Annotated in this window: 22 protein-coding genes; 3 read left to right on the top strand and 19 right to left on the bottom strand. The window is 38.9% G+C overall.

Annotation, left to right across the window (positions count from 1 at the left end; translation table 11 throughout):
* Positions 1 to 124 precede the first annotated feature (124 nt).
* Together hydG and CI949_RS05965 are read right to left on the bottom strand one after the other, a co-directional pair.
* Entirely contained in the window at positions 125 to 1570 is a 1446-nt protein-coding gene (hydG, locus tag CI949_RS05970; RefSeq protein ID WP_108142219.1) for a [FeFe] hydrogenase H-cluster radical SAM maturase HydG, read from the bottom strand.
* 99 nt (positions 1571 to 1669) lie between these two features.
* On the bottom strand, positions 1670 to 1927 hold the full coding sequence (locus tag CI949_RS05965; protein WP_108142217.1) for a TM1266 family iron-only hydrogenase system putative regulator: 258 nt from the start codon (positions 1925 to 1927) through the stop codon (positions 1670 to 1672).
* Positions 1928 to 2443: 516 nt separating this feature from the next.
* On the opposite strand from CI949_RS05965, the gene CI949_RS05960 reads away from it, so the two are divergent.
* The 3 genes from CI949_RS05960 to CI949_RS05950 all read left to right on the top strand — a co-directional run bounded on the left by CI949_RS05960 (position 2444) and on the right by CI949_RS05950 (position 5971).
* Positions 2444 to 3400 carry a TAXI family TRAP transporter solute-binding subunit gene (locus CI949_RS05960; protein WP_108142215.1) on the top strand — a complete coding sequence of 319 codons (957 nt, stop codon included), beginning with the start codon at positions 2444 to 2446 and terminating at the stop codon, positions 3398 to 3400.
* A 104-nt stretch (positions 3401 to 3504) separates the two neighbouring features.
* The gene (locus tag CI949_RS05955; protein WP_108142213.1) at positions 3505 to 4035 is read left to right on the top strand and encodes a DUF1850 domain-containing protein; all 531 of its coding nucleotides are present in this window, start codon (positions 3505 to 3507) and stop codon (positions 4033 to 4035) included.
* Between the two features lies 1 nt (position 4036).
* Positions 4037 to 5971 carry a TRAP transporter permease gene (locus CI949_RS05950; protein WP_108142211.1) on the top strand — a complete coding sequence of 645 codons (1935 nt, stop codon included), beginning with the start codon at positions 4037 to 4039 and terminating at the stop codon, positions 5969 to 5971.
* A 700-nt stretch (positions 5972 to 6671) separates the two neighbouring features.
* On the opposite strand, the gene CI949_RS05945 is transcribed toward CI949_RS05950, so the two are convergent.
* The 17 genes from CI949_RS05945 to CI949_RS05865 form a co-directional block, all read right to left on the bottom strand.
* Positions 6672 to 7055 (bottom strand): hypothetical protein, encoded by a 384-nt coding sequence (locus CI949_RS05945; protein ID WP_290764033.1) that lies wholly within the window; start codon positions 7053 to 7055, stop codon positions 6672 to 6674.
* A gap of 97 nt (positions 7056 to 7152) precedes the next feature.
* Positions 7153 to 7782, bottom strand: coding sequence for a ThuA domain-containing protein (locus tag CI949_RS05940; RefSeq protein WP_290764030.1), 630 nt, complete (start codon positions 7780 to 7782; stop codon positions 7153 to 7155).
* Positions 7783 to 7803: 21 nt separating this feature from the next.
* Positions 7804 to 8541 carry a thermonuclease family protein gene (locus tag CI949_RS05935; protein WP_290764026.1) on the bottom strand — a complete coding sequence of 246 codons (738 nt, stop codon included), beginning with the start codon at positions 8539 to 8541 and terminating at the stop codon, positions 7804 to 7806.
* A 25-nt stretch (positions 8542 to 8566) separates the two neighbouring features.
* Entirely contained in the window at positions 8567 to 9781 is a 1215-nt protein-coding gene (locus tag CI949_RS05930; RefSeq protein ID WP_108142203.1) for a pyridoxal phosphate-dependent aminotransferase, read from the bottom strand.
* A gap of 34 nt (positions 9782 to 9815) precedes the next feature.
* Positions 9816 to 10742: a diguanylate cyclase gene (locus tag CI949_RS05925; RefSeq protein WP_290764021.1), complete on the bottom strand. Its 927-nt coding sequence runs from the start codon at positions 10740 to 10742 to the stop codon at positions 9816 to 9818.
* Entirely contained in the window at positions 10739 to 12529 is a 1791-nt protein-coding gene (locus CI949_RS05920; RefSeq protein WP_290764018.1) for an HD domain-containing phosphohydrolase, read from the bottom strand. Before CI949_RS05920 ends, CI949_RS05925 begins: the two co-directional genes overlap by 4 nt.
* Before the next feature lie 173 nt (positions 12530 to 12702).
* Positions 12703 to 13899 carry a M20 family metallopeptidase gene (locus tag CI949_RS05915; protein WP_290764015.1) on the bottom strand — a complete coding sequence of 399 codons (1197 nt, stop codon included), beginning with the start codon at positions 13897 to 13899 and terminating at the stop codon, positions 12703 to 12705.
* A gap of 1 nt (position 13900) precedes the next feature.
* Positions 13901 to 15586 carry a methyl-accepting chemotaxis protein gene (locus tag CI949_RS05910; protein WP_290764012.1) on the bottom strand — a complete coding sequence of 562 codons (1686 nt, stop codon included), beginning with the start codon at positions 15584 to 15586 and terminating at the stop codon, positions 13901 to 13903.
* Between the two features lie 32 nt (positions 15587 to 15618).
* Positions 15619 to 16047 (bottom strand): ATP-binding protein, encoded by a 429-nt coding sequence (locus CI949_RS05905; protein ID WP_290764006.1) that lies wholly within the window; start codon positions 16045 to 16047, stop codon positions 15619 to 15621.
* A gap of 25 nt (positions 16048 to 16072) precedes the next feature.
* Complete coding sequence (locus CI949_RS05900; protein ID WP_290764003.1) at positions 16073 to 16420, bottom strand: STAS domain-containing protein; 348 nt, start codon at positions 16418 to 16420, stop codon at positions 16073 to 16075.
* A 58-nt stretch (positions 16421 to 16478) separates the two neighbouring features.
* Complete coding sequence (locus tag CI949_RS05895; protein ID WP_290763998.1) at positions 16479 to 17816, bottom strand: PP2C family protein-serine/threonine phosphatase; 1338 nt, start codon at positions 17814 to 17816, stop codon at positions 16479 to 16481.
* Positions 17817 to 17923: 107 nt separating this feature from the next.
* Positions 17924 to 18349, bottom strand: coding sequence for an ATP-binding protein (locus CI949_RS05890; protein ID WP_108142188.1), 426 nt, complete (start codon positions 18347 to 18349; stop codon positions 17924 to 17926).
* A gap of 59 nt (positions 18350 to 18408) precedes the next feature.
* Complete coding sequence (locus CI949_RS05885; protein ID WP_133530434.1) at positions 18409 to 18720, bottom strand: STAS domain-containing protein; 312 nt, start codon at positions 18718 to 18720, stop codon at positions 18409 to 18411.
* Between the two features lie 65 nt (positions 18721 to 18785).
* Positions 18786 to 20015, bottom strand: a complete 1230-nt coding sequence (locus tag CI949_RS05880; protein WP_133530435.1) for an HD-GYP domain-containing protein — start codon at positions 20013 to 20015, stop codon at positions 18786 to 18788.
* Between the two features lie 144 nt (positions 20016 to 20159).
* A complete protein-coding gene (locus CI949_RS05875) occupies positions 20160 to 20354 on the bottom strand; it encodes a ferritin family protein (protein WP_133530436.1) in 195 nt (64 codons plus the stop codon).
* A gap of 23 nt (positions 20355 to 20377) precedes the next feature.
* Positions 20378 to 22027, bottom strand: a complete 1650-nt coding sequence (locus CI949_RS05870) for a PAS domain S-box protein (RefSeq protein ID WP_290763988.1) — start codon at positions 22025 to 22027, stop codon at positions 20378 to 20380.
* A 189-nt stretch (positions 22028 to 22216) separates the two neighbouring features.
* On the bottom strand, positions 22217 to 23758 hold the full coding sequence (locus CI949_RS05865) for a complex I subunit 5 family protein (protein ID WP_290763985.1): 1542 nt from the start codon (positions 23756 to 23758) through the stop codon (positions 22217 to 22219).
* Between the last annotated feature and the right edge of the window lie 19 nt (positions 23759 to 23777).

The following is a 23777-nucleotide window of genomic DNA, read 5'->3' as shown; positions in this document are numbered from 1 at the left end:
CGCCTGCCAAAAACTGCAATATGCGGCCGATCTCCTTTAGCTGTAGAATTCATTTTCCCACTTCCTTATATAATGTAGTTAATTGTTGTGCAATCAGTTGTAATGAAAATGTCATCATTAAAATCTAAAGGTACAAATCGTGCTTTCCTTCTGCAATTGCATCCAGCTTCTCAGCAATATTTTCTGCCAGTTTAGGATTGTCATTTTCCAATCGCTCCATTAATTCAGTTAAACATTCTTTTCCATGTTTCCGACTTGCTGCTGTCCCATAATCCTCCAGATATTCTTTAAAAGTCAGCATTGCATTGGGACGGCAGAATTCCTGAATCTTACCCGGCTTGGCCAGATCCATAAAATCTTTTCCGGTCCGACCGAGGCGGTAACAGGCCGTACAGAAACTTGGAATATATCCAGCCTCTGCAATTCCAGAAATAATTTCATCAATCGGGCGCAGGTCATGCAGTGAAAACTGGGCCAGCTCTTCTTTGTTTTTCTCTTTTTTCTCATAGCCGCCAGGAGTTGTGCGGGAGCCGGCAGAAATTTGAGAAACACCATGCTCAAATAATTCATTTCTCATTTCAGTACTTTCCCGGGTGGACAAGATCATTCCTGTATATGGAACAGCAAGCCTCAATACTGCAACCAGTTTGCGGAAGTCTGAATCAGAGACTGGATAAGGAACTTCATCTAAGGGTGTCCCCAGAGCTGGATTAAGTCTGGGTACTGATACTGTATGGGGGCCAACTCCATATTTTTGATCCAAATATTCTGCATGTAAGAGCATACCGATTACATCAAATTTGTAATCATAAAGTCCAAATAAAGCACCAATTCCGACATCATCAATCCCTGCTTTTTGTGCCCTATCCATTACAGAAAGGCGCCACTCATAGTTGCTCTTTGGTCCTGATGGATGCAGTTTTGCATACTGTTTTCTATTATATGTTTCCTGAAAACAGGTATAGGTGCCAATCTCTGACTGCTTGAGCTTTTTAAAATCTTCAGTGCTTAATGGTGCAATTTCAGCATTAATTCTTCTAATTTCTCCCCCGTTTTCGGTTTCAACATCATAGGCAGTTTTAATGCTTTCAACAACATAATCAAGATCAGTTATTGGAGCCTCTCCTGTTAAAACTAAAAGCCGCTTGTGTCCCTCGCGCTCAAGGGCCTCTACTTCATTCCGAATTTCCTGCTGGCTTAATTTTTTGCGATCAACCTGATGGTTGTCCTTGCGAAAACCACAGTAGAGGCAGTTATTAACACACTGATTGGCAAAATATAGGGGAGCAAAAATCACCAGCCGCTTCCCATAAATTTCTTCCTTGACTCTGCGGGCAGCTTCCAGAAAGCGGTCAATCAGCTCCTCATCTTCTACCTGCAGCAGAGTTGCCGCCTCAACAGGGCTAATTCCATTTAACTCTAAAGCTTTATCAATAATTCGATTTACTTCCTTCTGACCTGGCTTTTTGGCCTCAGCCAGAATTCCTTCAATTTTCTCATCAGTTATATAGTCACAGACTTCTGTCCTGTAATCTTCTCCAAACTCTTCCTTAAAATAATTAATCTTAATCTCCTCCTTTTATGTCCATGCACCGGGAACCACCCGGTTTATGTCGAAAAATGTCAACTAAAACCTTTTCTAGACACAGTTATACAAAAACCGACAGGTTCACGGTACCTGTACACTGGTCAGCGCAGACTTTAAGTTAACTCCCGGCAGGTTTCCTAACTGACCGGTCATTGCTCCAATCTGATCCGGTGTTCCCTCTACAATTAGAGAAATCATCGATAAGCCGTGTTCAGCGGAAGGAATTCCCATCCGGCCGATAATACAGTCTGCATGCTCACTTAAAATTTTATTAATCCGGTCACTTACCTTTTCTCTTTTTTCTACAACTACTGCTACTGAGCCAATTCTTTTTTTCATTATTCTCCTCCAAATTGTGAATTTATTCTTTTTAACCAGGTCCAAAACGGCCGTTTTGGACCTGGTACCAACATATTCTACTTAAATTTTGACATAGAAAGACCCCTCCCCTGATTCTCAGAATTTCTCCTTAAATTCAGGCAGTTATTTAACGTGATATCCTTTCAGACAGGTGGCCCCGGCTGATCAGATATTAACTTTGCTTATTATTATAACTCATCTCAAGGCTTTGTTCAAGTTTTCACTTAATTTTAATTGACCGTTTTCAAACGGCCTCTGCAGTGGAATTAAAAAATCTAATTTTACTGACAATTATTAATATATTGAGTTTTTTAAGTGATGTATCCTGAAATCCGCGTATTTTAAAGCTGTTGTGCTTTAAAGGCTTTACCATCTATTTGCTTTTTGACTCTAATTATTGTAAAATTGAATAGGAACATTTTAATCTCAAAATAAATGTATTAAAGTGTTAAAGTACTAAATTAATTAAATTCTAGAAGGGAGAAGATATAATTTATGTTAAAAAAGAAAAATTATTTACTAGTAGTAACTGCCGTTATAGTCTTTAGTCTTTTACTCAGTGGAATGGTTTCTGCCCAGACAACATTCCTTTCAATTGCAACCGGAGGTACTTCCGGAACTTATTATCCGGTCGGAGGCGCAATTGCCAAGGTCTTAAATGAAAATATAGATAACATGAATGCCTCTGCTCAATCAACCGGGGCATCTGTTACTAATACCCGCTTAATTTATAATCAGGAAGTTGAATTAGCAATTCTGCAAAATGATATTGCCAGCTATGCTGTCAATGGTCAAAACCAGTTTGCTGATAATCAGGTTAATAATATGAGTGGAATTGCAGCTTTATACCCGGAGGTAATTCAGATTATTGTTCGTAATGATGCAGGAATCGAATCAATTGCTGATCTGAAAGGTAAAAGTGTAGCTGTTGGTGCTCCTGGTAGTGGTGCAGAAGCTAATGCAAAGCAGATCTTAGAATTCTTTGGTTTAACTTATGATGACATCAATGAAGATTATCTTTCATTTGGTGAAGCTGCCAGCCGTCTTAAAGATAGACAGATTGATGCAGCTTTCTTAACTGCTGGTATTCCAACTGCTGCTGTAATGGATGTTGCAGCAACTCAGGATATTTCTCTGATTAACTTTAGTGATCAGGATGTTAAAGAACTGAATTCTGAATATCCTTATTTAACTGGAGTAACTGTACCAGCTGGAACTTATAATGGTCTGGATAGTGACATTCAAACTGTTGCTTTAAAAGCTATCTTAGTTGCAGATTCAGACTTAAGTGAAGATGTAGTTTATAACATTACTAAAGCTATCTTTGAAAATCGTGACACTTTAATCGCTGCTCATGATAGAGCCAGAGATATTCAATTAGAAACTGCTCAGGATGGAATGACAGTTGAATTACATCCTGGTGCTCAAAAATATTACGATGAGGCTGAATAATAAATTTAAAGAGAAATTAAAGTAAACAATAAGTAGCTTTGATAATCTTTGCTGAAAAATTTATATTATGCCTTTAGTAATTATTAAAGGAGGATAACCGGGTATTGAAAAATACCCGGCTCTCATTTATTATGAAAAAAAATAAAAAATTTATATTTTTTTTGCTTACATTATTTATCTTAATAATAGTATTTTCACTCTTTGTTTTTAAAGTAAATCTGCTGCAGATAATTGACTATCAGCAGGATAAAATAATCTGGGAAAAAAAGGCTGAAAATGGTGCAGAATTTAAAATTAAGTATCTGCATTCAGTAGCCAAAACCCCGGTCATCGAAATTTTTGAAATCAAAGATGGAAAAATATTATTAACCGGAACAGAATATCAGTCCTATGGAGCAGGTCTTCCAACTGAGGCTGTCCAGGGGGAATATCTGGTAGAAAATGATAAGTTTATTATTAAAAATATCAATCAATTTCTGCCGGAGATTATGCTCAGAGTTAGTGACTATGCAGAACATGAATTTGTTTTTAAGGAAGATACGATTCCTCTCTATCAAGAATTAGAGACTGAAACTCTGCTTCAGATTCAATGCAAAAAAATTAGCTATTTTAGATTTATCAAAAGGAGGTTTTAAAATGGCTGAAAAAGAACACTTAAAAGAAGATGAATTATTAAAAAAATATGATCCAAGTACAGACTACAGAAAATATACAGGTCTGGCTGCAATTATAGTTTCTACAATTGCAATCACCCTTTCTTTATTCCATCTTTATACAGCTGGCTTTGGGGTCCTGCTTGCACTCAAACAGAGGGCAGTCCATCTGGGTTTTATCTTTACCCTGATCTTTCTCCTCTACCCAGCTTTAAAGAAAAAGAAGAAAAATAAATTTATTCTGGCTTTTGATTTACTGCTAGCCTTAGGAAGTATAGCAATTTCTTCTTATATTATTATTAACTATGAAGCACTGGTCCACAGAGCTGGAATGTACACTGAACTTGATCAATTTATGGCTATCCTGGCAATTATAATTGTGCTCGAAGGTACCAGAAGAGCTTTAGGACCCGAGCTGCCGGTGATCTCAATCCTGTTTTTACTTTACGCTCACTACGGCCAGCAGATGCCGGGGATGTTAGCTCACCGCGGTTATTCCTGGTCCAGAATTGCAAGCCACATGTACTTTACAACTGAGGGGATTTTCGGTATTCCACTGGGAGTATCAGCAACCTATATTTTCTTATTCTTACTCCTCGGTGCCTTTGCCAAAAGAACCGGTCTTGGTGATTTATTTATTGACCTTGCTTTATCTCTCACCGGTAGAACTACTGGTGGACCGGCTAAAGCAGCAGTTGTATCCAGTGGTCTGATGGGTTCTATTTCCGGAAGTTCGGTAGCAAATACAGTTACCACCGGATCTTTTACAATCCCATTAATGAAAAGGGTCGGCTATAATTCACGCTTTGCAGCTGCAGTTGAGGCCGCAGCTTCTACAGGCGGCCAGATTATGCCCCCGATTATGGGAGCAGCAGCTTTTATCATGGCCGAATTTATTGGTGTCCCCTATGTTACAATTGCTAAAGCAGCTATTTTACCGGCAATTTTATATTACATTACAGTTGGTTTAATGGTTCACTTTGAAGCCAAAAAACAGGGACTTCAGGGTATCAGCGATGATTTAATTCCCAGGTTTTTAACAGTATTAAAAACAAGAGGCCACATGATAGTACCTTTAATCATTATTTTCTATTATCTATTTAGAGGTTATACTCCACTGAGAGCTGCTTTTCTTGGGATTATAGTTTCTTTTGCTTTAAGTTTCTTAAAAGAAGATACTAGAATGAGCTTACAGGATTTGCTTGATACTTTAAGAGAGGGCGCAATTTCGGCTCTTGGAGTTGCAGCAGCCTGTGCGGCAGTTGGATTTATTGTTGGAGTTACAACCCTAACTGGTCTGGGTCTAAAGTTTACTAGTTTAACAGTTGCCCTTTCTCAGGGTAATTTATTCCTGGCCTTATTCTTTACCATGGTGGCCTGTACAATTTTAGGAACAGGTCTGCCAACAACTGCAACTTATATTGTGCTGGCAACTATGGCAGCTCCAGCTTTAACTGAGTTAGGTGTACCAATTTTAGCCGCCCACCTATTTGTACTTTACTTTGGTGTAGTAGCTGATCTAACTCCACCAGCAGCTTTAGCTGCCTATGCAGGTGCGGGAATATCGGGGTCAAATCCACTTAAAACTGGGCTGACGGCTGTTAAACTGGCCATTGCCGGTTTTGTGGTCCCCTTTGTTTTTGCTTATTCACCTTCACTGCTTTTAATTGACACTAATGCAGTTCAGGTTATTTTAATTACAGGTAGTTCAATTCTGGGAGTTTTTGCGCTGGCAGCAGCAGTACTCGGCTACTTAAACCGCAAAACTACAATTATTGAAAGACTGATTCTACTGGGAAGTGCCTATGGTTTATTAATCCCGGGCTGGCAGTCTGATATCTATGGTGTCTTATTACTGGCAGTTGTAATTTACCTGCAGTTTAGAAATAAGGGAGATTTTAAAGCTCAGGCAGCATAAAAAATTAATAGAAAACAAAAATTCCCACTCAGCTAATTACTGAGCGGGAATTTTTTTGCCTCTACAGGATTTAAAGCTTATTTATTATTATAACCAATTCTCTCTTTTCGAATAGCTTTAACCAGATTCTCAAATTCCTGATAATAATTTGCCGTATTAAATTCTACCACAATCTCAGGATTACCCTACTTTAGCCGAGAAAGCCTCGCTCATGTTAATGGGCGGGGATGAATCGGCTGATTTATAGTTAAAAATCTTTATATTTGTTGAACGTTTGTTTTCTTAGTGATATAATATAGTTAGTAATAAAAGTGAATATAAGGAGTTGTACTAACTAACCCTTTAGTGCGTAAAATGTTCAAGGTACTCGCTAAAAACTGTAACTGGATTATCGTCTAACTTGCCGTGCAAGTATCTAATCTGTGATTAGAATAGGATATAATCTGTATTGCAGGGAGTATGCAGCAAACTATCTGCTTGTATGGTTAAAATACAAGTGCCTGAGTGGCTATATGCCTATCACAGGAGGGCTGATGGCACAGCCTGAAGTCGGCGTCGCACTTGCCTACCAGAAATGGACTGGCATTTAATCAGCAGACAACCTCGTGACGGCCTCGATGGCCTAATATCGAAACTATCATTTTGTAAGACAAAAGAGAGTTTCGGTGAAAGTTCCTTTCAGGAATCCTCGTTCGTGAGTTTACGAAGCGGGGAGGATGTCAATTGAAGAAGAAGTCGTTACTTTAAAATTCCCCTTTAAAAGACATAAATCAAGCTCCAGTGCACTGATTTGATCATAATAGATGTGTTTCATCTTATAACCCAAATATTTATCGTTGATTTCTTCAAATCCTTCAACAGCATAAACCAGGCCGTGGGTTGTAGCAACCAGCAAACTTGCAGGTGAAAAAATCGGAGATGATTTTACTCTCTCATTGAGATGCTCCCTTTTTATAAAGAGCAGATCAACAATTTCCTCATCCTCAGTAAAAATAGAGCGATTTTGAACAATCTCTTTAAAAATATGATGAACTTCAAAGTCCCCGTCCACAATTCCGCTGATTTTTTCTTTTAATGATTTCATTTTATACTCCCTTCAGATGCCAGAGACAAGCAAACAAAGGCTCTCACGACCCTAAACAGCAGGATAAAATAAAGATAATCTCAGCCAATAAAGCTAATTAAAGTTCCAAAATATTATTGATTAACTTCTGCATCATTTCTTCCTCAAAGACTTCCAGACTGTGACCCGGGGTCAGTACAATTACTTTTCCATTTTTGTAATCCTTAAACCAGCCGGCTGTGCTTTCTCCAAACTCTTTACTTTTGGCTTTTAAAAAGACTTCAACTTCTTCCTGATCAACCTCCATAAAATACTGCTCATCCTTAATCTTAAATTCATCAATTCCTTTAGTCAGTGGATTTTCAGCTACTGTCCTCATTGTCATCTCAGGATGATCTTCCGGATGCTCAATAAAATGTCCACCAGCCATCTTCCGGAAAAGACCGTCTTTGGGATAACTTGCTGTACCTGAGTGGACCAAAAATAGCTTCCCACCTTCAGCCAGAAACTGATCAATCCTTTTTTCATGATATTCATCCAGCCAGTAGGCTTCATCATCAGGATCATTAATTTTACCCCAGGTTGCCAGTATTAAAACATCATATTCCATCAAACCATCCCAGTTAATCTCCTGATGACTACTGAAAACATCAAGATGATAATTCTTTTTGATCACCATCTTTAAGGCCTGTTTTAAATAATCTGAAGGATGGTAATAATCTCCAACAAGAGCAAGTACTTTTTTCATTTCTCAGCACCCCTTTCCTCATTAATCCATAATCAAAATATCATGGGGGTCATCAACTATAATCTGAGGACTCCCCTGATAAAATTCAATCTCACCTAAAACTCTAATCCTTTTGTTTAAAATATATTCTGCCGGCTGATAATCAAATTTATTTAAATTACGGTTAAAAATAACAAGAGAAAGGGTAGTTTGATAATCATCTGAGAAATTTAAATAATTAACTGAATCGGTGGCTGCTGTATTGACAATCTTCCCTTCTACAATTACCACTTCTCCCCTGAATAATTCAGCCTGCTGGTAGGAAATCACCGGCAGAGAAGCGTCCAGTTCCATTACCTGTGACCAGATTCCCTTTCCGGATTTTCTCGCCTCTGCTGCAGCCTTTTTAAATTCAGACTCATACTTATCATTGGGCTCAACTATCATTACCGTTGCCATTCCCTCTTTCAGCAGCTTCTGATTAAAATTTTCTCCATCCTGATAGATATAAGCCAGAGTTCGACCATAATTATCTTCTCTTTCCTGATCATATTCCAGCACAACTTTCTGATCTGCCAGATTTTCTGCTGTAAAGTCACGCGCTTCTTCGCCATAATACTCAGAACTATTGTTATCCCAGTCAATCTCAGGGGTATCAACTCCGAGCAGTCTAATCGAATCACCGGCTGCGGTCTCAACTGTATCACCATCAATTACTCTCTCTATATATACTTCTGCTGCCTGCTGACTGTTAAAATAAAAGTAGGAACCTCCAACCATCCTTAATTTATATTTTGGTTCAGGATTACTGCTTATAGCCGCTCAAAAATTTCTCCAGCCTGCCGATAGCAATTTTTAAGTCTTCCTCAGGTGGTAAAAAAACCAGACGGAAATGATTGGGCTCCGGCCAGTTAAATCCACTCCCCTGAACTAAAAGCACCTTTTCCTGAGTTAAGAAATCTAAAATAAAGCGCTCATCATTTGTAATATTAAATCGCTCTGTATCAATTTTAGGAAATAAATAAAGACCGGCCTCCGGTTTGACACAGCTGATGCCTGGAATATCAGTTAAAAGCTTATAGGCCAAATCCCGCTGCTCCTTAAGTCTTCCCCCCGGCAGCACCAGGTCATCAATACTCTGATAGCCCCCGAGTGAAGTCTGAATTGCATACTGAGACGGAACATTACTGCAGAGCCGCATAGAAGAAAGCATATTTAAGCCTTCAATATAGCTTTCCGCATGATATTTTTGACCACTGAGCATCATCCAGCCAGCTCTAAAACCCGGTACCCGGTGTGATTTAGAAAGCCCACTAAAGGTAACCACCAGCACATCCTCAGTCATCGTTGCAATTGAAGTATGTTCGGCACCATTGTAGGTTATTTTCTCGTAAATTTCATCACTGTAGATGATCAGCTCATTTTCTTTTGCAATTTCAATAATCCCCTCTAATATTTCTTCCGGGTAATTGGCCCCGGTCGGGTTGTTGGGATTAATAATTACAATCGCCTTGGTATTGGTATTCACCTTTGCTCGAATATCATCCAGGTCTGGATACCACTTTGACTGCTCATCACAGAGATAATGAACTGCTTTCCCTCCTGCCAGGTTAACCGAAGCTGTCCAGAGTGGATAATCGGGCATTGGAATCAGCACCTCATCTCCATTATCTAAAAGCCCCTGCATGGCCATCGTTATCAGCTCACTGACCCCATTACCAATATAGATATCATCGATTTCAACATCCATAATTCCTTTTTTCTGATAGTACTGCATTACAGCTTTGCGGGCCGGGAAAATCCCCTTTGATTCACAGTAACCCTGAGCATTTTTCAAATTATACATTACATCATGAATAATCTCATCCGGGGCATTAAACCCAAAGGGAGCTGTGTTGCCGATATTTAATTTATAAATATTATAGCCCTCTTCTTCCAGCCTAGTCGCCTCATCCAGCACCGGTCCTCTGATGTCATAACAAACATTTTCTAACTTAAGTGATTTTTTAATATAATCCATATTCAATCCTCCATTTTTACTCAATACTCACTACTCATTGTTCCAATTCTAGTTTAGAATAAATACTCTTCCCCTTATCATTATACATCATTTTGTCCGCCAGTTTAAATATCTGGTCCAGACTCTGCTCTTTTTTGGTCTTAACTGCAAAGCCAAGTGAAATCGCAAGTGGCTCAACCGGTTCCTGCTGCTGATTATAACTGCTCAGATTCTCTTTAATCCTGCGGTATATTTTATCAGCAGCCTTAAATCCCGTCTCCGGCAGCACAATTGCAAACTCGTCTCCTCCGATTCTGGCAACTATATCTTCCTGGCGAGCTGACTTCTTTAAAATATCGGCAGCAGCTTTAATATAATTATCTCCCTTTTTATGACCATAATTGTCATTAACAACTTTTAAGTTATCCATATCTGCAACTAAAAGAGTAAGCGGCAGCCGGCGGGAAGAAGCAAGTCTGTCCAGCTCATTTTCAAAATACCTTCTGTTGTAGAGACCGGTCATTTCGTCATGAAAAGAAAGATATTCCACCTCATTCAAAAGCTCCTTCAATTCTTCATTTTTTCGCTTCAACTTCCGTTGAGTCTCATTTAACTTCAAATGAGTATTAACCCTGGCCAGAACAACTTCTTTTTGAAAGGGTTTAACAATATAATCCACTGCTCCTGCCTTAAATCCTCTGACTATATCTTCACTCTTATCCAGACCGCTGATAAAAATAATCGGGATATTCCTGGTTTCAGGATCAGACTTTAAGCGGGCACAGACTTCAAAACCATCAATCTCGGGCATCATAATATCCAGCAGGATTAAATCAGGTTTTTTCATTTCTACAAACTCTAAAGCCATCTTTCCACTTCTTGCCAGAGCAATTCGATAATCCTTTTCTTTTAATATATCACTTAAAACCCTAATATTCAATTTACTGTCGTCAACTATTAAAATAGTCTTTTCCTGGTTCATGCTTCTTCCTCCTCTTCCAGCAGCTTGATAAATTCTACTGCAAGTTCAGGATCAAACTGAGTCCCTGCACAGCGGCTGATTTCCTTGACAGCTTCCAACTTGGTCATCGGTTCTTTATAGGGGCGGTCATTGGTCATTACATCATAAGAATCCACCAGGGTTATTATCCTTGAAAGTAACGGAATCTCATGTTCAGCCAGCCCTTCAGGATAACCACCACCGTCCCAGCGCTCGTGGTGGTGGCGGATATATTTTGCAATCGGCGAAAATTCTGCCGTTGAATCAGCAATTGCTGCTCCTTTAACAGGATGGCTTTTTACAATTTCCCATTCCTCTTCTGTTAGTTTGCCCGGTTTATTCAAAATACTCTCGGCAATAGTCACCTTGCCGATATCATGCAGGGTGGCCAGGAGATTTAATTCATTTAATTTTTCGTGGCTCAACCTTAATCTATCACCAAGTTTAAATGCCAGAGAGGTCATCCGCAGAGCGTGTTCTTTGGTCTCATTACTTTTGGCACCCAGAGTATTAATCAGGTTCTTAACAAATTTATTTTTGGAACTGCGTGATTTGGTCAGCTTATCCTGGTTCATATTCCGATCCGCCTGATTAATCACCTGATAGATATTCGCCTTCAGCTCATTTTTAGCAGCTGCACCGAAACCCAGAGATACAGGAATCTCATCCTCTGCAGTTGAATTACAAAAGATATTAACAGCCTCTCTTAAGTCTGCTAGCTGCTGCTTACTGCTTTCCGGCAGCAGAATAATAAACTCATCTCCAGACCAGCGCCCCAGTAGATCACTGTCCCCCAGTAAAGTTTTTAACTCAGCTGCAACTTTAATTAATAATTGATCACCGGTTTTATAACCGTAACTTTCGTTAATCAGAGTCAGACCATTAATATCAATCATCACCACTGCCAGCGGTAAATATTCTGCCTGGTCATACTCTTTTAATTTATTTTCAATATAACTCCGGTTGTAACAGCCGGTCAGCTGATCATGGTAGCCTATATATTCGATCCTTTGCTGCTGCTTTTGATATTCACTGTAATCAAGCTGCATTGAGAGGATACATTTTCCCTGGCCCGGAATTTCTATGGCTCTTTCCTTAAATAAGATTGGGAAAACTTCCCCATTTTTCCGCAGACTCTCACCTATATATTCAACTTCAGCCCCTGCCAGAATCTTATCAATGAACTTTTCAGCTTCCTCTTTATTTTCTTCCAGAACAACAGTCTCAAAAATAGTGCTGCCAATTAGCTCAGATTTACTGTAGCCCGTATATTCAACAAATGTCTGATTTGCCTGCAGAACTCTGCCATCAGAATCCAGTAACAGAATTCCCATCGGACCGTGATCAAAAATTGTTCTGTACCGCTTCTCTAAAGACCTGAGCTTTTTTTCAGTTATTTTTCTTTTAGAAATATTTTCATATAATAGCAGAACTCCATCTTTGAATTTAGTTATTTTTACCTCAAAATAGATATTTTCATCCCAGCAGTAGTCAAATTTATATTTTTCTTTTTCTCCTTCTAAAATCAACTTAATATTTTTGATTAAAAGTTCAGACTCCGGCAGCATATTTTGCTCGATAAAATTAAGATAATTAGATTTACCGGCACAGCCATTCCACTCCAGACAGCTGGCCTCAACAAACTCTGCAGCCTTTCTGTTTAGATAAACCACCTCACCCTGTTGATTGATAAAAACAGCAGCATAAGGACTTAAGTCTAAAAACTCCTTTAAATCACTGCTCAATGCCTGATTTTGATCCAGCAGCATTGATTCACCCCCGTTTAAAATTTAAATTATATTTTACTTCATTTTCTAGTTTAAGAAATTTTTGATCTCGACTATAAATTAAAGAACCGCCCATAAATTGCTTACAGGCGGGAAAACGACTTTTATATCAATTGTAACTCTTAGTTTGTTAAAATTTCTGTTTGAAGGCTATCCTAGCTGTTGAAAAAATCCAGAGCAGTCCTGACCATTACAGCCACACCATCTTTTAAAACCGAATCATTGAATTTGAAATCTGACTGATGGTGGTTTATAATTTGCCCTTCCGGGGCAATTCCCAGAAAATAAAAGACTGCAGGAACCTGGCGGCCAAAATAGGAAAAGTCCTCGCCTCCCATTTCTGCCTTCTCTTTTTCTCTGACCCGCTCTTTACCAAGCACCTCAGCTGCAGCTTCTGCCACTAGCTCAGTCAGCTGAGGATCATTAACTACCGGTGGATAACCAAAAATATAATTGAAGTCATAATCAGCCCCATAGATATCACAAATATTTTTGATTACCTTCTCGATACTGGCTGCCAGCTTCTCCCTCACATCACTTTTAAGTGAGCGAACTGTCGCCTTAAGCACTGCCTGATCCGGGATTACATTATGAGTACTGCCAGCTTCAAAATTACAGACAGAAATCACCGCTGAATCGAGAGGATCAATACGCCGACTGACAATTGTCTGCAGGGCTGAAATAATTTCTGCTCCAATCGGTATCGGATCGATCGTATTATGGGGTCTTGCTGCATGACCACCGCGGCCGATAATTTTTAGGTCAAAACGGTCTGGTGAAGCCATAAAGGGGCCGCTTTTATATTCAACCATTCCTTCGGGAGTACTGCCCCAGAGGTGAAGACCAACTGCAGCGTCGACATCAGGGTCTTTGAGAACTCCTGCTTCAATCATTCCCTCAGCACCACCTGATGTTTCCTCTCCCGGTTGGAAAAGAAACTTTAGATTCCCCTTAAAATCTGCCGCCATTTCTTTAAGAACCATCGCGGTACCAATTAAAATAGCAGTATGGCCGTCATGACCACAGGCATGCATAATCCCTTCTTTTTTCGATTTAAAGCTGAGTTCATTTTTTTCTTCTACCGGCAGGGCATCCATATCAGCCCTGATTAGAAGAGTTCTAGCTTCAGGGTCACTGCTGTTTTTAAAAGTAGCAGTGACACCTGTGCCAAATATATTTTCTCTCACTTCAAATCCAAGCTTCCTCATTTCCTCAGCTGCCAGGGCAGCTGTTTCTTTTTCTGCAAAGGAAAGCTCCGGATTCTGATGGATCTGATGTCTGAGATTAATTACCTTTTGCTCTACAGCTCTTACTTTTTTAGTTATCTGCTTGTTTAAATTTGGCTCATTCATTTTATTTTACCTCAAACTCCTCGATTAATGATTGTAAATGTTTTGCCATATTTTCCAGTTCATCTGCAGAAGCAGAAATTTCCTCGACTGTTGCACTCTGTTCTTCTGCCAGGGCTGAAACTTCTTCTGCACTGGCAGAATTGTTTTCAATAGCACTCCCTACAGAATCAACTGCTTTATTGATTGTATCAATGATCTCATCAAGGTGATCTGCAAATTGATGCATTTCCCTGACTTTTTTATTTGTTTTCTCAGAAGCTGCAACCATCTGATCCAGAGAGTCACCGGCTTCATTGATTATTTGAATCTGTTTATTTACCTCTTCAATATTGGTATCCATGGAGTTAACAGTTGCAGTGGTCTCTGACTGAATATCCTCAATTAAAGAGCTGATCTGAGTTGTTACATCAGAAGATTCCTCTGCTAGTTCTCTTACCTCCTCAGCCACAACTGAAAAGCCTCGGCCCTTTTCTCCAGCACGAGCAGCCTCAATAGCTGCATTTAAAGCCAGGAGATTTGTCTGCGAAGAAATTCCTTCAATCATGGCAACCATTTCTCCGATTTCTTTAGAGCGCTTACCAAGTTTTTCGATAGCTTCAGTTGCAAAATTAACAGTTTCACTGACCACATCCAGCTGACTGATTGCCTGCTGAATAGCCTGCTGTCCCTTTTCAGCTGATTCTGCAGACTGATCTGCCATTTTTAAACTTTCTTCTGTATTAACTTTCAGAGTTTCACCTTCCTGATCCAGCTGAGCAGCAACATCCTTAACACTGGCAATTTCTCGCCCAATATTTTCACTGCCTTCAGCAACTTCAGTAATGCTGCGGGCAATATCTTCTGAGCCGCGGCCTGTGTCTTCGGAAACTACATTTAAATCTTTGACCGCTGTTACCACCGCATCAGAATTATCATCAATACTGCTGACTAAGGTGCGCAGGGTTTCAATCATATTGTTAAAGGACTGAACCAGAACTCCCAGCTCATCAGTTTTCTTGCTTTCAACCTTATGTCTTAAATCACCGCCGGCCACCTTGTCAGCCTGCTCAACCAGTTTATTAATCGGCCCAACTGTAGTTCTGGTCAAAATCCAGGCTATTAAGGCTGACAGTAAAAGCATAATTACTGTGGCCGAGTAGAAAATAGTATCAGATAAAGTCATCATCTCATTTTTTTCAACCTTCATCCGGTCGATTTCGGCCTCAGTTAAGCTGATCATTTCTCCTAAGTTTTCTCTAACCAGATTTAAATCCGGCTTAATATCTTCATTAAAGACCCTTCTGGCCTCCTCTTCCTCACCATCTGTAAATAGAGCTACAACTTCCTGACCGTGCCTGTGCAAATGAGTATGCGGCTCTTCCATCGCCTGATATGGTTCGCTAAAATAATCCTCAGGTGTAATATTATAATACCACTGGCCTAAATTACATTCAGTGTGGTCCCCAAGTTCAGGTGCCGGTCCCCCAATCATCATATCATAAAGACTGATCATCCAGAGATGATGGTCGATCTCTAAATTGGCAAGCTCTAATTGAAAATCCTGCATTTCCATTATCTCTTCTTCCATCTCAATTACTCGATGTGAATAATAATATTCAACATAACTAGCTGCAGCAAATAGAGCTATAATAATTAAAAAAGATAAAGCAAATTTTGCAAACATAGATCCCTTGATTTTTTTTAGCACTTTCTTCCCCCCGTTTTTTATCTCTATATTTTTTAGTTAACTTTAAAAATAACTGTAATTTGATTCCCACAGGAATTGAATTTGATCTGATCAGCAACCTGATAAATCATCTTCAAACCCCGCCCCTTTTCTTCAAATCTGGGCATTGTTTCTAGATTATATTTCTGCCACGCAAATCCGGGTCCCGGATCACTGACTTTAAAACTGAGTTCTTTTTCAGTAATTTTAAGTTCAATCCTGATCTTCATTTCCACTCTACTGCCATTTTCAGCAGCTAATGCACAACCGTGCTCAATCGCATTTGCCAGCATCTCTCGCGCAGCAAGTTCCAGATTGAATTTAATTTCCTCAGCTTTTAAAGAGCTGCTCTCAATCTCCTGCAGAACTTTTTTTAAGAGTGGTGTAATTTCTGCTGCCTGACAGCCAATTGTAAATTCTTTTTCTAGTTCTGGCTTCTGCATTTAATGCACCTCAGATCTGCTTGGATTAATTCTGATTAACTGCTTCTTCCAGGCTCATATAGACTGGGATTATTTCTGTCATTTTTGTCACATCAAAAACACGCCTGATCTTAGCATTTGGTTCTGCAATTGCGAGTGAGCCCTCTCTGCTTCGCATAAATTTAAATAAAGATAAAAGCACTCCAACTCCTGAACTATCAAGATAGGGAACCTTTGAAAGATCTATAATTAGTTTATCCACTTCCGTCTTCCCTTTAAGCCTCTCTTTTGCTTCTTCTTTCAGCTGATTTGAATTATCGAAAATGACTTCTCCATCAAATTTTAAAACAGCTGTATTTTTTTCTACAAGCAGTTCTAATGATTCTTCTAACAATTCTAACACCCCATTTATCATCTATTTTTGGTCGCTATTTAAAGCTTTTATAGCTTAATTAATTTAGATTTTCTTTTTTGAGCAGCATAAAATAAATTCTATCCTTTGAGCTGCTGAAATAAATTTCTTCTCTGCTAAATAAGATATCCTCCAGCTGATTATCAGCTGAATTCAAATCTTTTTCAGTGATTGAAGTTAATTCTGGAAAATTATTGACCAGCGAGTCCCAGCCGACTTCACTATTTTCCAGGCTAAATATTAAAAGCTGCTGATTATTGAGTGCTTTAATTTTAAGCTCGGAGTTTAAGTTTTCTAACTGGCTTAAAATAATCTCTTTTAGGGTTCCAAGCTGGCTGTGTCTGGACCAGGAATTTTGATTAATAAACTCCATAATTTCCAGCTTTTTACCCTCTACATTCTCCCTGCTGAGATGAAGGTTAATAAGTTCTCCCTGTGGTCTATCAATCACAAGAAATGTTATATCATCACTGCCCTGATTATCCCCGGTGAAATTATAAAAATCACTGCGGATTAAATCTTTTAAAAAAGGAGCCGGCAAAAATTTATATTTTTTTAAAATTTGCTGCAGCTGCTGAAAATAAATTTCTGAGCCACTGCTCTGTTCCAGCAGACCATCAGTAGAAAGAAAGAGGGTGGTATTTTTCTTAAAATCAACTGTCTTTTCCTGACGGCTGTCCTTAAGCGCTCCCAGAGCTGTAGAAATAGGCAGCCCTCCAATATTAATTTCTTCCAGACTCTCCTGATTAGCCAGCTTATAAATTGGATACTGAAAACCTCCACTGCTGTAGCTTAAAGTGTTCTTTTTCCTGTCCAGGACTGCAATAAACAGACAGACCAGATAGTCATCAGGAAAATCCTCTTTCTGATATCGCTGATCTATGTAATTCATTAATTCCCTGGTCGAAATTTTTTCGCCGGGACTGTGCCGCAGTTTGAAGTAGTTTTCAATACTGTCATTAACAAAAATTGATAAAAGAGTACTGTCAATTCCGTGACCTGAGACATCAAAAAAATAAAGCAGGTACTGATCAAAAAAAGGATCCATTGCCCCGTGGTCAATCTTAAAAATATTGTAATAGTCACCACCAATATATTCAGCCGGCTGATAATAGTCACTGATAAAATAATCAGCAGGTTCAGCCAGTCTGTCAGGCAGCATCCGCTGGTGAATATTTCTCGCTTTTTCGAGTTTTACCTTAATATTTCTTTCCAGCTCTTTAATTTTAAGCTCTTTTTTATTTAAAAGCTGTGAGTTATTCTCCTGCTCAAGCTCCAGCCACTTAAATTCTTTTTTTAAAAAATATAACTTAGCTGCCAGATATAAAATTAAAGCTGCCAGCAGAAATAAGATCAAAAGCAGCAACGATTGATTCATAAAGCCCATCCTTTAAATTTTAAATTTTAAGAAAAAAGTTCTGATAGACTTAAGTATATAATTTTAAAGTCAAAAAATCAATTAGCCCGCATCACCGGCAAACAAATTTAAAAGTCAATTGTTTTTAACAGATATGCCTTATTCCCCGCTTGATTATAATAAAATTCATCACAGCCCCGGGCGGTCATCATTATTCCTCTCCCCCGCTCACTATCACCGCTAATATCAAATTCCTGCCTGAGTCTTTTCTGCCAGTCAAAACCTCTTCCCTGATCTTTTACTTCAGCAGCAAGAGAATCCTTAGTAATCTTCAGCTCAATAATTACCTTTTTGTCTGCTTCCATCTGATTACCATGTTCGGCAGCATTGGCAATAATCTCATGTAAGGCCATAGCAAAGATATCAGAGCTGATTGAATTTGGCAGCAGCTTATAAATTACTGCCTGAAATCTGCAGACAGCTTTTTTCCTGCTTTCAAGTTCAAAATGGAATTTACCGGTCTTTTTTTGAGACTCAAGCTCTTTATTCTCCATTACTCCAACTCCTATGTCTTAATTCTTTAAATAACAGCTTTAGCAAATTATTTTTAGCTTTATTCTTCAATTGTAATAACTTTATTTAAATGAATCATCTCAAACATATTTTTAATATAGTCACTTTCAACATTCCGGATAATCAGCTTTCCTTCCTTTTCTTTTAATTTTTTATGAAAAAGCAGCAGTTTACCCAGACCTGAACTGTCAATACTTTCAACCTCAGAAAAATCCAGTATAACTTTTTTGTAGTCTTTTTTGAATAATTCCAGCAGCTTGTCTTTTAAATCCTGTGAGTTGGAAAAATCAATATTTCCGACTGGACTAATCACAACCTGCTCACTGTTAATTACATCTGTTTTGCTCTCCATTTTCAATCCCCCAATTTCTGCTTCATTTACTTTCTGCTTTATATAATATTATATCTCTTAACCAACTAAATAGCATTTTTTAAGACAGCAACTATCTCTGCATCCAGCTTTGCTTCCTGCTCCATACTGTCAATAATACCTAAGGCTTTGTCTATAGAAAAAGCAGGTCGGTAAGGCCTGTCTTCAGTTAGAGCCTGGAAAACGTCACTGACTGCCATAATCCGGCTGCCGGTATTGAGCTGATCGCCGCTAATTCTAAAAGGATAACCAGTTCCATCCAGCCTTTCGTGGTGGAAGGCCGCCCATTCAGGGATACTGCCCAGACCCTGAATCTTATTCAGCAGCCTGTAGGTATAGAAAGTATGCTGTTTAACCACTTTAAATTCAGCAGCTGTCAGTTCAGCCTCTTTCTCAATAATTTCAGCCGGAACGATCAGTTTACCCAGATCATGAAAAAGACCTGCAATTCTAATCGCCCGCTGCTGCTGATAGCTGTAACCAAGCTCATGAGTAATCATAGCCGCAATTGTTGCCACCCCGGTACTGTGTCTGGAGGTAAAGGGGCTGACCCGGTCTATTAAATGAGCCACTATGCTGGCAATTGATTCCAGATCACTCAAATTAATTTTAACCCTTGTTCTTCTGCCCCATTTTTCCAGAATACTGTTGTATTCTTTTACCTTTAAGTTAAGCCAGAAAGATTCTTTTTCGGCAATAACTGAAAAAATTTTTACTAATTCTGGATCAAACCAGCTTCCAGACCTTGATTTAATTGTTTCCATGATATGATCAACCTGATTTAAAATAAAGCTTTCAGAATCGATCAGGGCCTCAATCCTATCTGAAAGATGAATAATTCGACTGGCCAGCGGAATTGCATTTCCCTGCACCCGGTCAAAATTACTACCACTCCAGTTGTGGTGGTGAAAATAGATAATATCTGCCAGCTGAGGCATAAAATTAAGCTTTTCTGTTAATTCTGCCCCGAGCCTGCAGTGAGACTCGGCCAGCCCCAGTTCTATCTGAAAAAGATTTTGAGCCTTTTCCTTCTTTTCAGTATCAACTATCCCAAGATCATGGATTAAAGCAGCCAGCACCAGCTGGTTTATTTCTTCTTTTTCAAGCTCCAGCATTTCTGCAATTTCTAAGGCTATATAAGCTACTCTCCTTGAATGATCAAGGATTTCATAATTATCCATATCAAGTGCACTGGAAAGAGTAATAAATAGTTCACTCAGCCTCATTTTAGAATCAGGAAGATTCCCCAGTTTATTTACTTCAATTTTTGTCTGCATCAAAATAATAGCCCCCAACACTAATTAATAACAATTATTATTACTATACTCTGATTATAGCTAATTCTGCAATTTTATGCAAGAAAAAATATATTTAGTCATAAAGTTTTATTATGATAAATTATCTAATTATTGGCTTTAAATTTACTCCAGATGATCTTTTAAAGCTTCATAACGTGAGCGCAGAAGCTTTTCGTGCCCCTTTTCATCTTTAATCAGCTGTTCAAAAAGAGCCTTTGCTTTCTGATCATCGGTCTGTTCTTTTAAGTACTTATATTTTTCCTGGGCTGCAATCTCATCTTCTATTGCTTCCAGTAAACCTTCTAAGACTATATCCACTGCTATCTCTCCTCTCAGATTAATTATTTTTGTTTAAAAACCATAAAAGTTATGTCATCCTGCCCTACCCTGGAGTTGGAGTGGGTTTTAAAATCCTGATTTACCGCCCTGATAACCTCTGCTGCAGCTGAGTGCCGCTCTGCCTCCAGCACAGCTGTTAGCCGCTTTAATCCATACTGCTGCTGATCATTAGCTGCTGAGCGCTCTTCAATAATTCCATCGGTAGTAATAAAAAGCAGATCCCCACTTTTCAGACTGACTTTCTGCTCCTGATAATCAATTATTGAGCTGTCCTGATAATTTTCCAGCGCAATAGCAGTTGAAATAGGAACTCCTCCATTTTCGAGTTTATTTAATTTTCCCTCTTTGTCAATCAGCAGGGGAGGAACATGAATTCCTGCATTACTGAAAGCAAAAGTCTCCGCTTCTTTGCTGTAAACACCAATCAAAAGACAGGTCATATAATCGACTGCTATATTTTCCTGGTGATATTTCTTGATAATAAATTTTAACAGCTCAGTTGAATTCAGTCCCTGGCCTAGGTTGGCCTGGTTGGAAAGGTAATTACTAACCAGCTCTCTTAAAAATATATTTAAAATTGAGCCGTCAAGGCCGTGGCCGCTGACATCAGCTAAATAAATTAAAAGCTCTTTTCCAGTATCGATCAGATTATAAAAATCTCCACCGAGTTTATTTGCCGGTTGAAAATAGACCTGATAATCAAGTTTAGCTATTTGCGGCAGCTTTTTAGGAAGAAACTGCTGGTGCAGTCGTCTTCCTTTTTCAAATTCAGCTTCCAGCCTGGAATAAAGATCATTTATCTTTTGATTAGAGAGCTCCAAAGTTTTTTCATAATTTTTTCTGGCTGTAATGTCACGGTAACTCTGAATTATTCCCTTTAAGTTCCCCTGATGATCTCTATAAGGAACAATGGTCACAATAAAAAAGTGAGTTTCACCTGCAATCTCAACTGCAGCATCCTCCTGGATAAATTCTCTGCCGGCCAGAATCTGTTTTAAAGAACAATTTTCAGTTCCACAATTTTCTGTACAGAAAGCATTAGAGCAGTTTCTTCTCTGACTGAAGAAAAAATCCTCTCCCAGACTATCTTTTTTATACAGTCTATTTAATTCTTTATAGCGCTGATTGCTTTTTATAATCTGATAATTTAAATCCACATAGCGAATTGCTTCTGTGGATAGATCTAAAATATCATTTAGCATTTTTTCTTTTTCTTCCAGCTGATTTTTCTTTTCTAAAAGCTCTCTTTCCATCTGCTTGCGCTGGCTGATATCCTTTTTTACAGCTACATAGCTGCTTATTTCACCCTGCCGGCCGATAATTGGAGTAATTGATGCCTGCTCCCAGAATTTTTCCCCACTTTTTTTGAGATTCAAAAATTCTCCACTCCACTTCTGACCACTGCTGATTGTCTGCCAGAGATTTTGATAAAACTCTTTTTGATGACAGCCGCTTTTTAAAATCCGCGGATTCTCACCTAATACCTCATCTCTGCTGTAGCCGGTTAGTTCAACAAAGCGGGGATTGACATATTCTATACAGCCCTCAGGATCAGTTATCACAACTGTTTCCGGGCTCTGCTCAACTGCCTGAATTAATCTTGAACTATCTAATTCAGTTTCAAAACTAAATTTTTCCAACTTTTTCTCCAAAGCAAAGCTCCTCTCCAAAACTGATCCCATCTATCAACAACTGAGCCCCTATAAATAAGATAAATTACTATTACTATACTTTTATTATTTGACATAACTGTGCAAAACCCTGCTTTTTTTCGACAAAAAACCCCTAAATTTAACAAATTGCAATTAATTTGAAATTTAGGGGGTAAATCTCTATTCAATTTAAAAATAACTGTAGATCTGCTGCCAGAGTAAAAGCACAGTTAGAAAAATAGGAATCCATAAAAGCTGGATTGTAAAATCCTGATAGACAAAATTATGCAGTCTCTGAGAAGCATTAAAAATTGCATTGTAGAAAAAAGTTTCAAATATTTTTTCAGTATCAAAGCGGACACTCTTGCGGCTCAGGCCGTAGAAGAAATTTAAAAATAACTGCAGATAATTTTCCAGAGACAAATTACCCCGGGCCTCAACTTTAAAGCCGCTGTGGTTATAAAATAGATAAGCTGCAATTCCTAGATAGATTGTGGTGTCCCGGAAACCGACTAAAAGATGAAAGTCTTTTTCAACCAGAGCAGCCAGAACATTACCCGGCATCTCAGGCCAGAACCCGACAACTATAATCCCCAGCATCCCAATCAAAAGTGCCAGAATATCATGGCTGTAGATCTGATAATGATTAAAGCCCTGTTTTAGATCTTCGAAAAAGCTGCTGTAATCCTGATCCTTAATAAAAATCCAGTAAAGAACTCTGCCGGCATAAAGAAAACTTAAGAGACCTAGCAGAAAAAAGACAATAGTTGAAAGCAGACCAGCTGTCTGAGCTGATTTAATTAAATATTTACTGTTATAACCAGCAGTAAAGACCACAGCTCCGAGAGAAGCATAACTCAAGATTGTGGCTGCAGCTGTAATCGGTCTCCTGCTTAAGGCATCTTTAAATTCATAAATAATCCGGGAACCATATTCCTTCTGCCAGATACCACTGCTGATAAATAAAGTTGTCTTGGCAAAACCGTGCGCTATAATCTGAAGTACAGCCCCATAAAAGGCATATTTGCCGCCAGTACCAATAGCCAGAGCAATTAAACCCAGCTGGCTGACCGTAGAATAAGCAAGCATAATCTTTAAATCAGCAGAGCGCAGTGCCTGCCAGCCGGCATAAACAATCATTGCCAGCCCGAGCAGAAAAAGAAAGGTATTTCCGGTTTCCATTGGAATGATCTTTAATAAAAATATGTAACCGAGCTTAACAACCCAGCCGGATAAAATAGCACTTACCGGTGCCGGTGCCTCAGAGTGAATTGGGGGGAGCCAGAAGTGGAATAAAAAGAGACCACTCTTCATTCCAATCCCCATAATTAAGATAAACTGCAGGGGCACAGAATCAATTACCCCAATCTTTGAATAACCAAAAGCATTGGCCGCCAGGGCACCAAAAAGCAGAATACTGCTGCCGCTGAACTGAATCACAAAATACTGTCTAACCAGCTTCCAGTCACTCCAGGCCAGCATAAAGGTTGTGGCCAGAGTTACCATCTCCCAGGCAAAAAGGAAGAAAAACCAGTCATTGGTAAGAATAACAATCAGAGTACTTAGCAGATATACAAGAGTTAAAATGTAATACCAAAATTTATTTTCTTTTATGTAATTCCAGGCTGCCAGAGCTGTCATCAGAGTTAAGATAACTCCTACTTCAGCCAGCAGAGGAAAATAACTATCAAATTGAAAACTCGACAGAAACTGCTGCCAGATAACAGCCATAATTTAACCTCCCAGTACT

The organism is Halanaerobium sp. (genome assembly GCF_003070835.1).
This window is presented reverse-complemented; position numbering and strand designations above follow the sequence as displayed.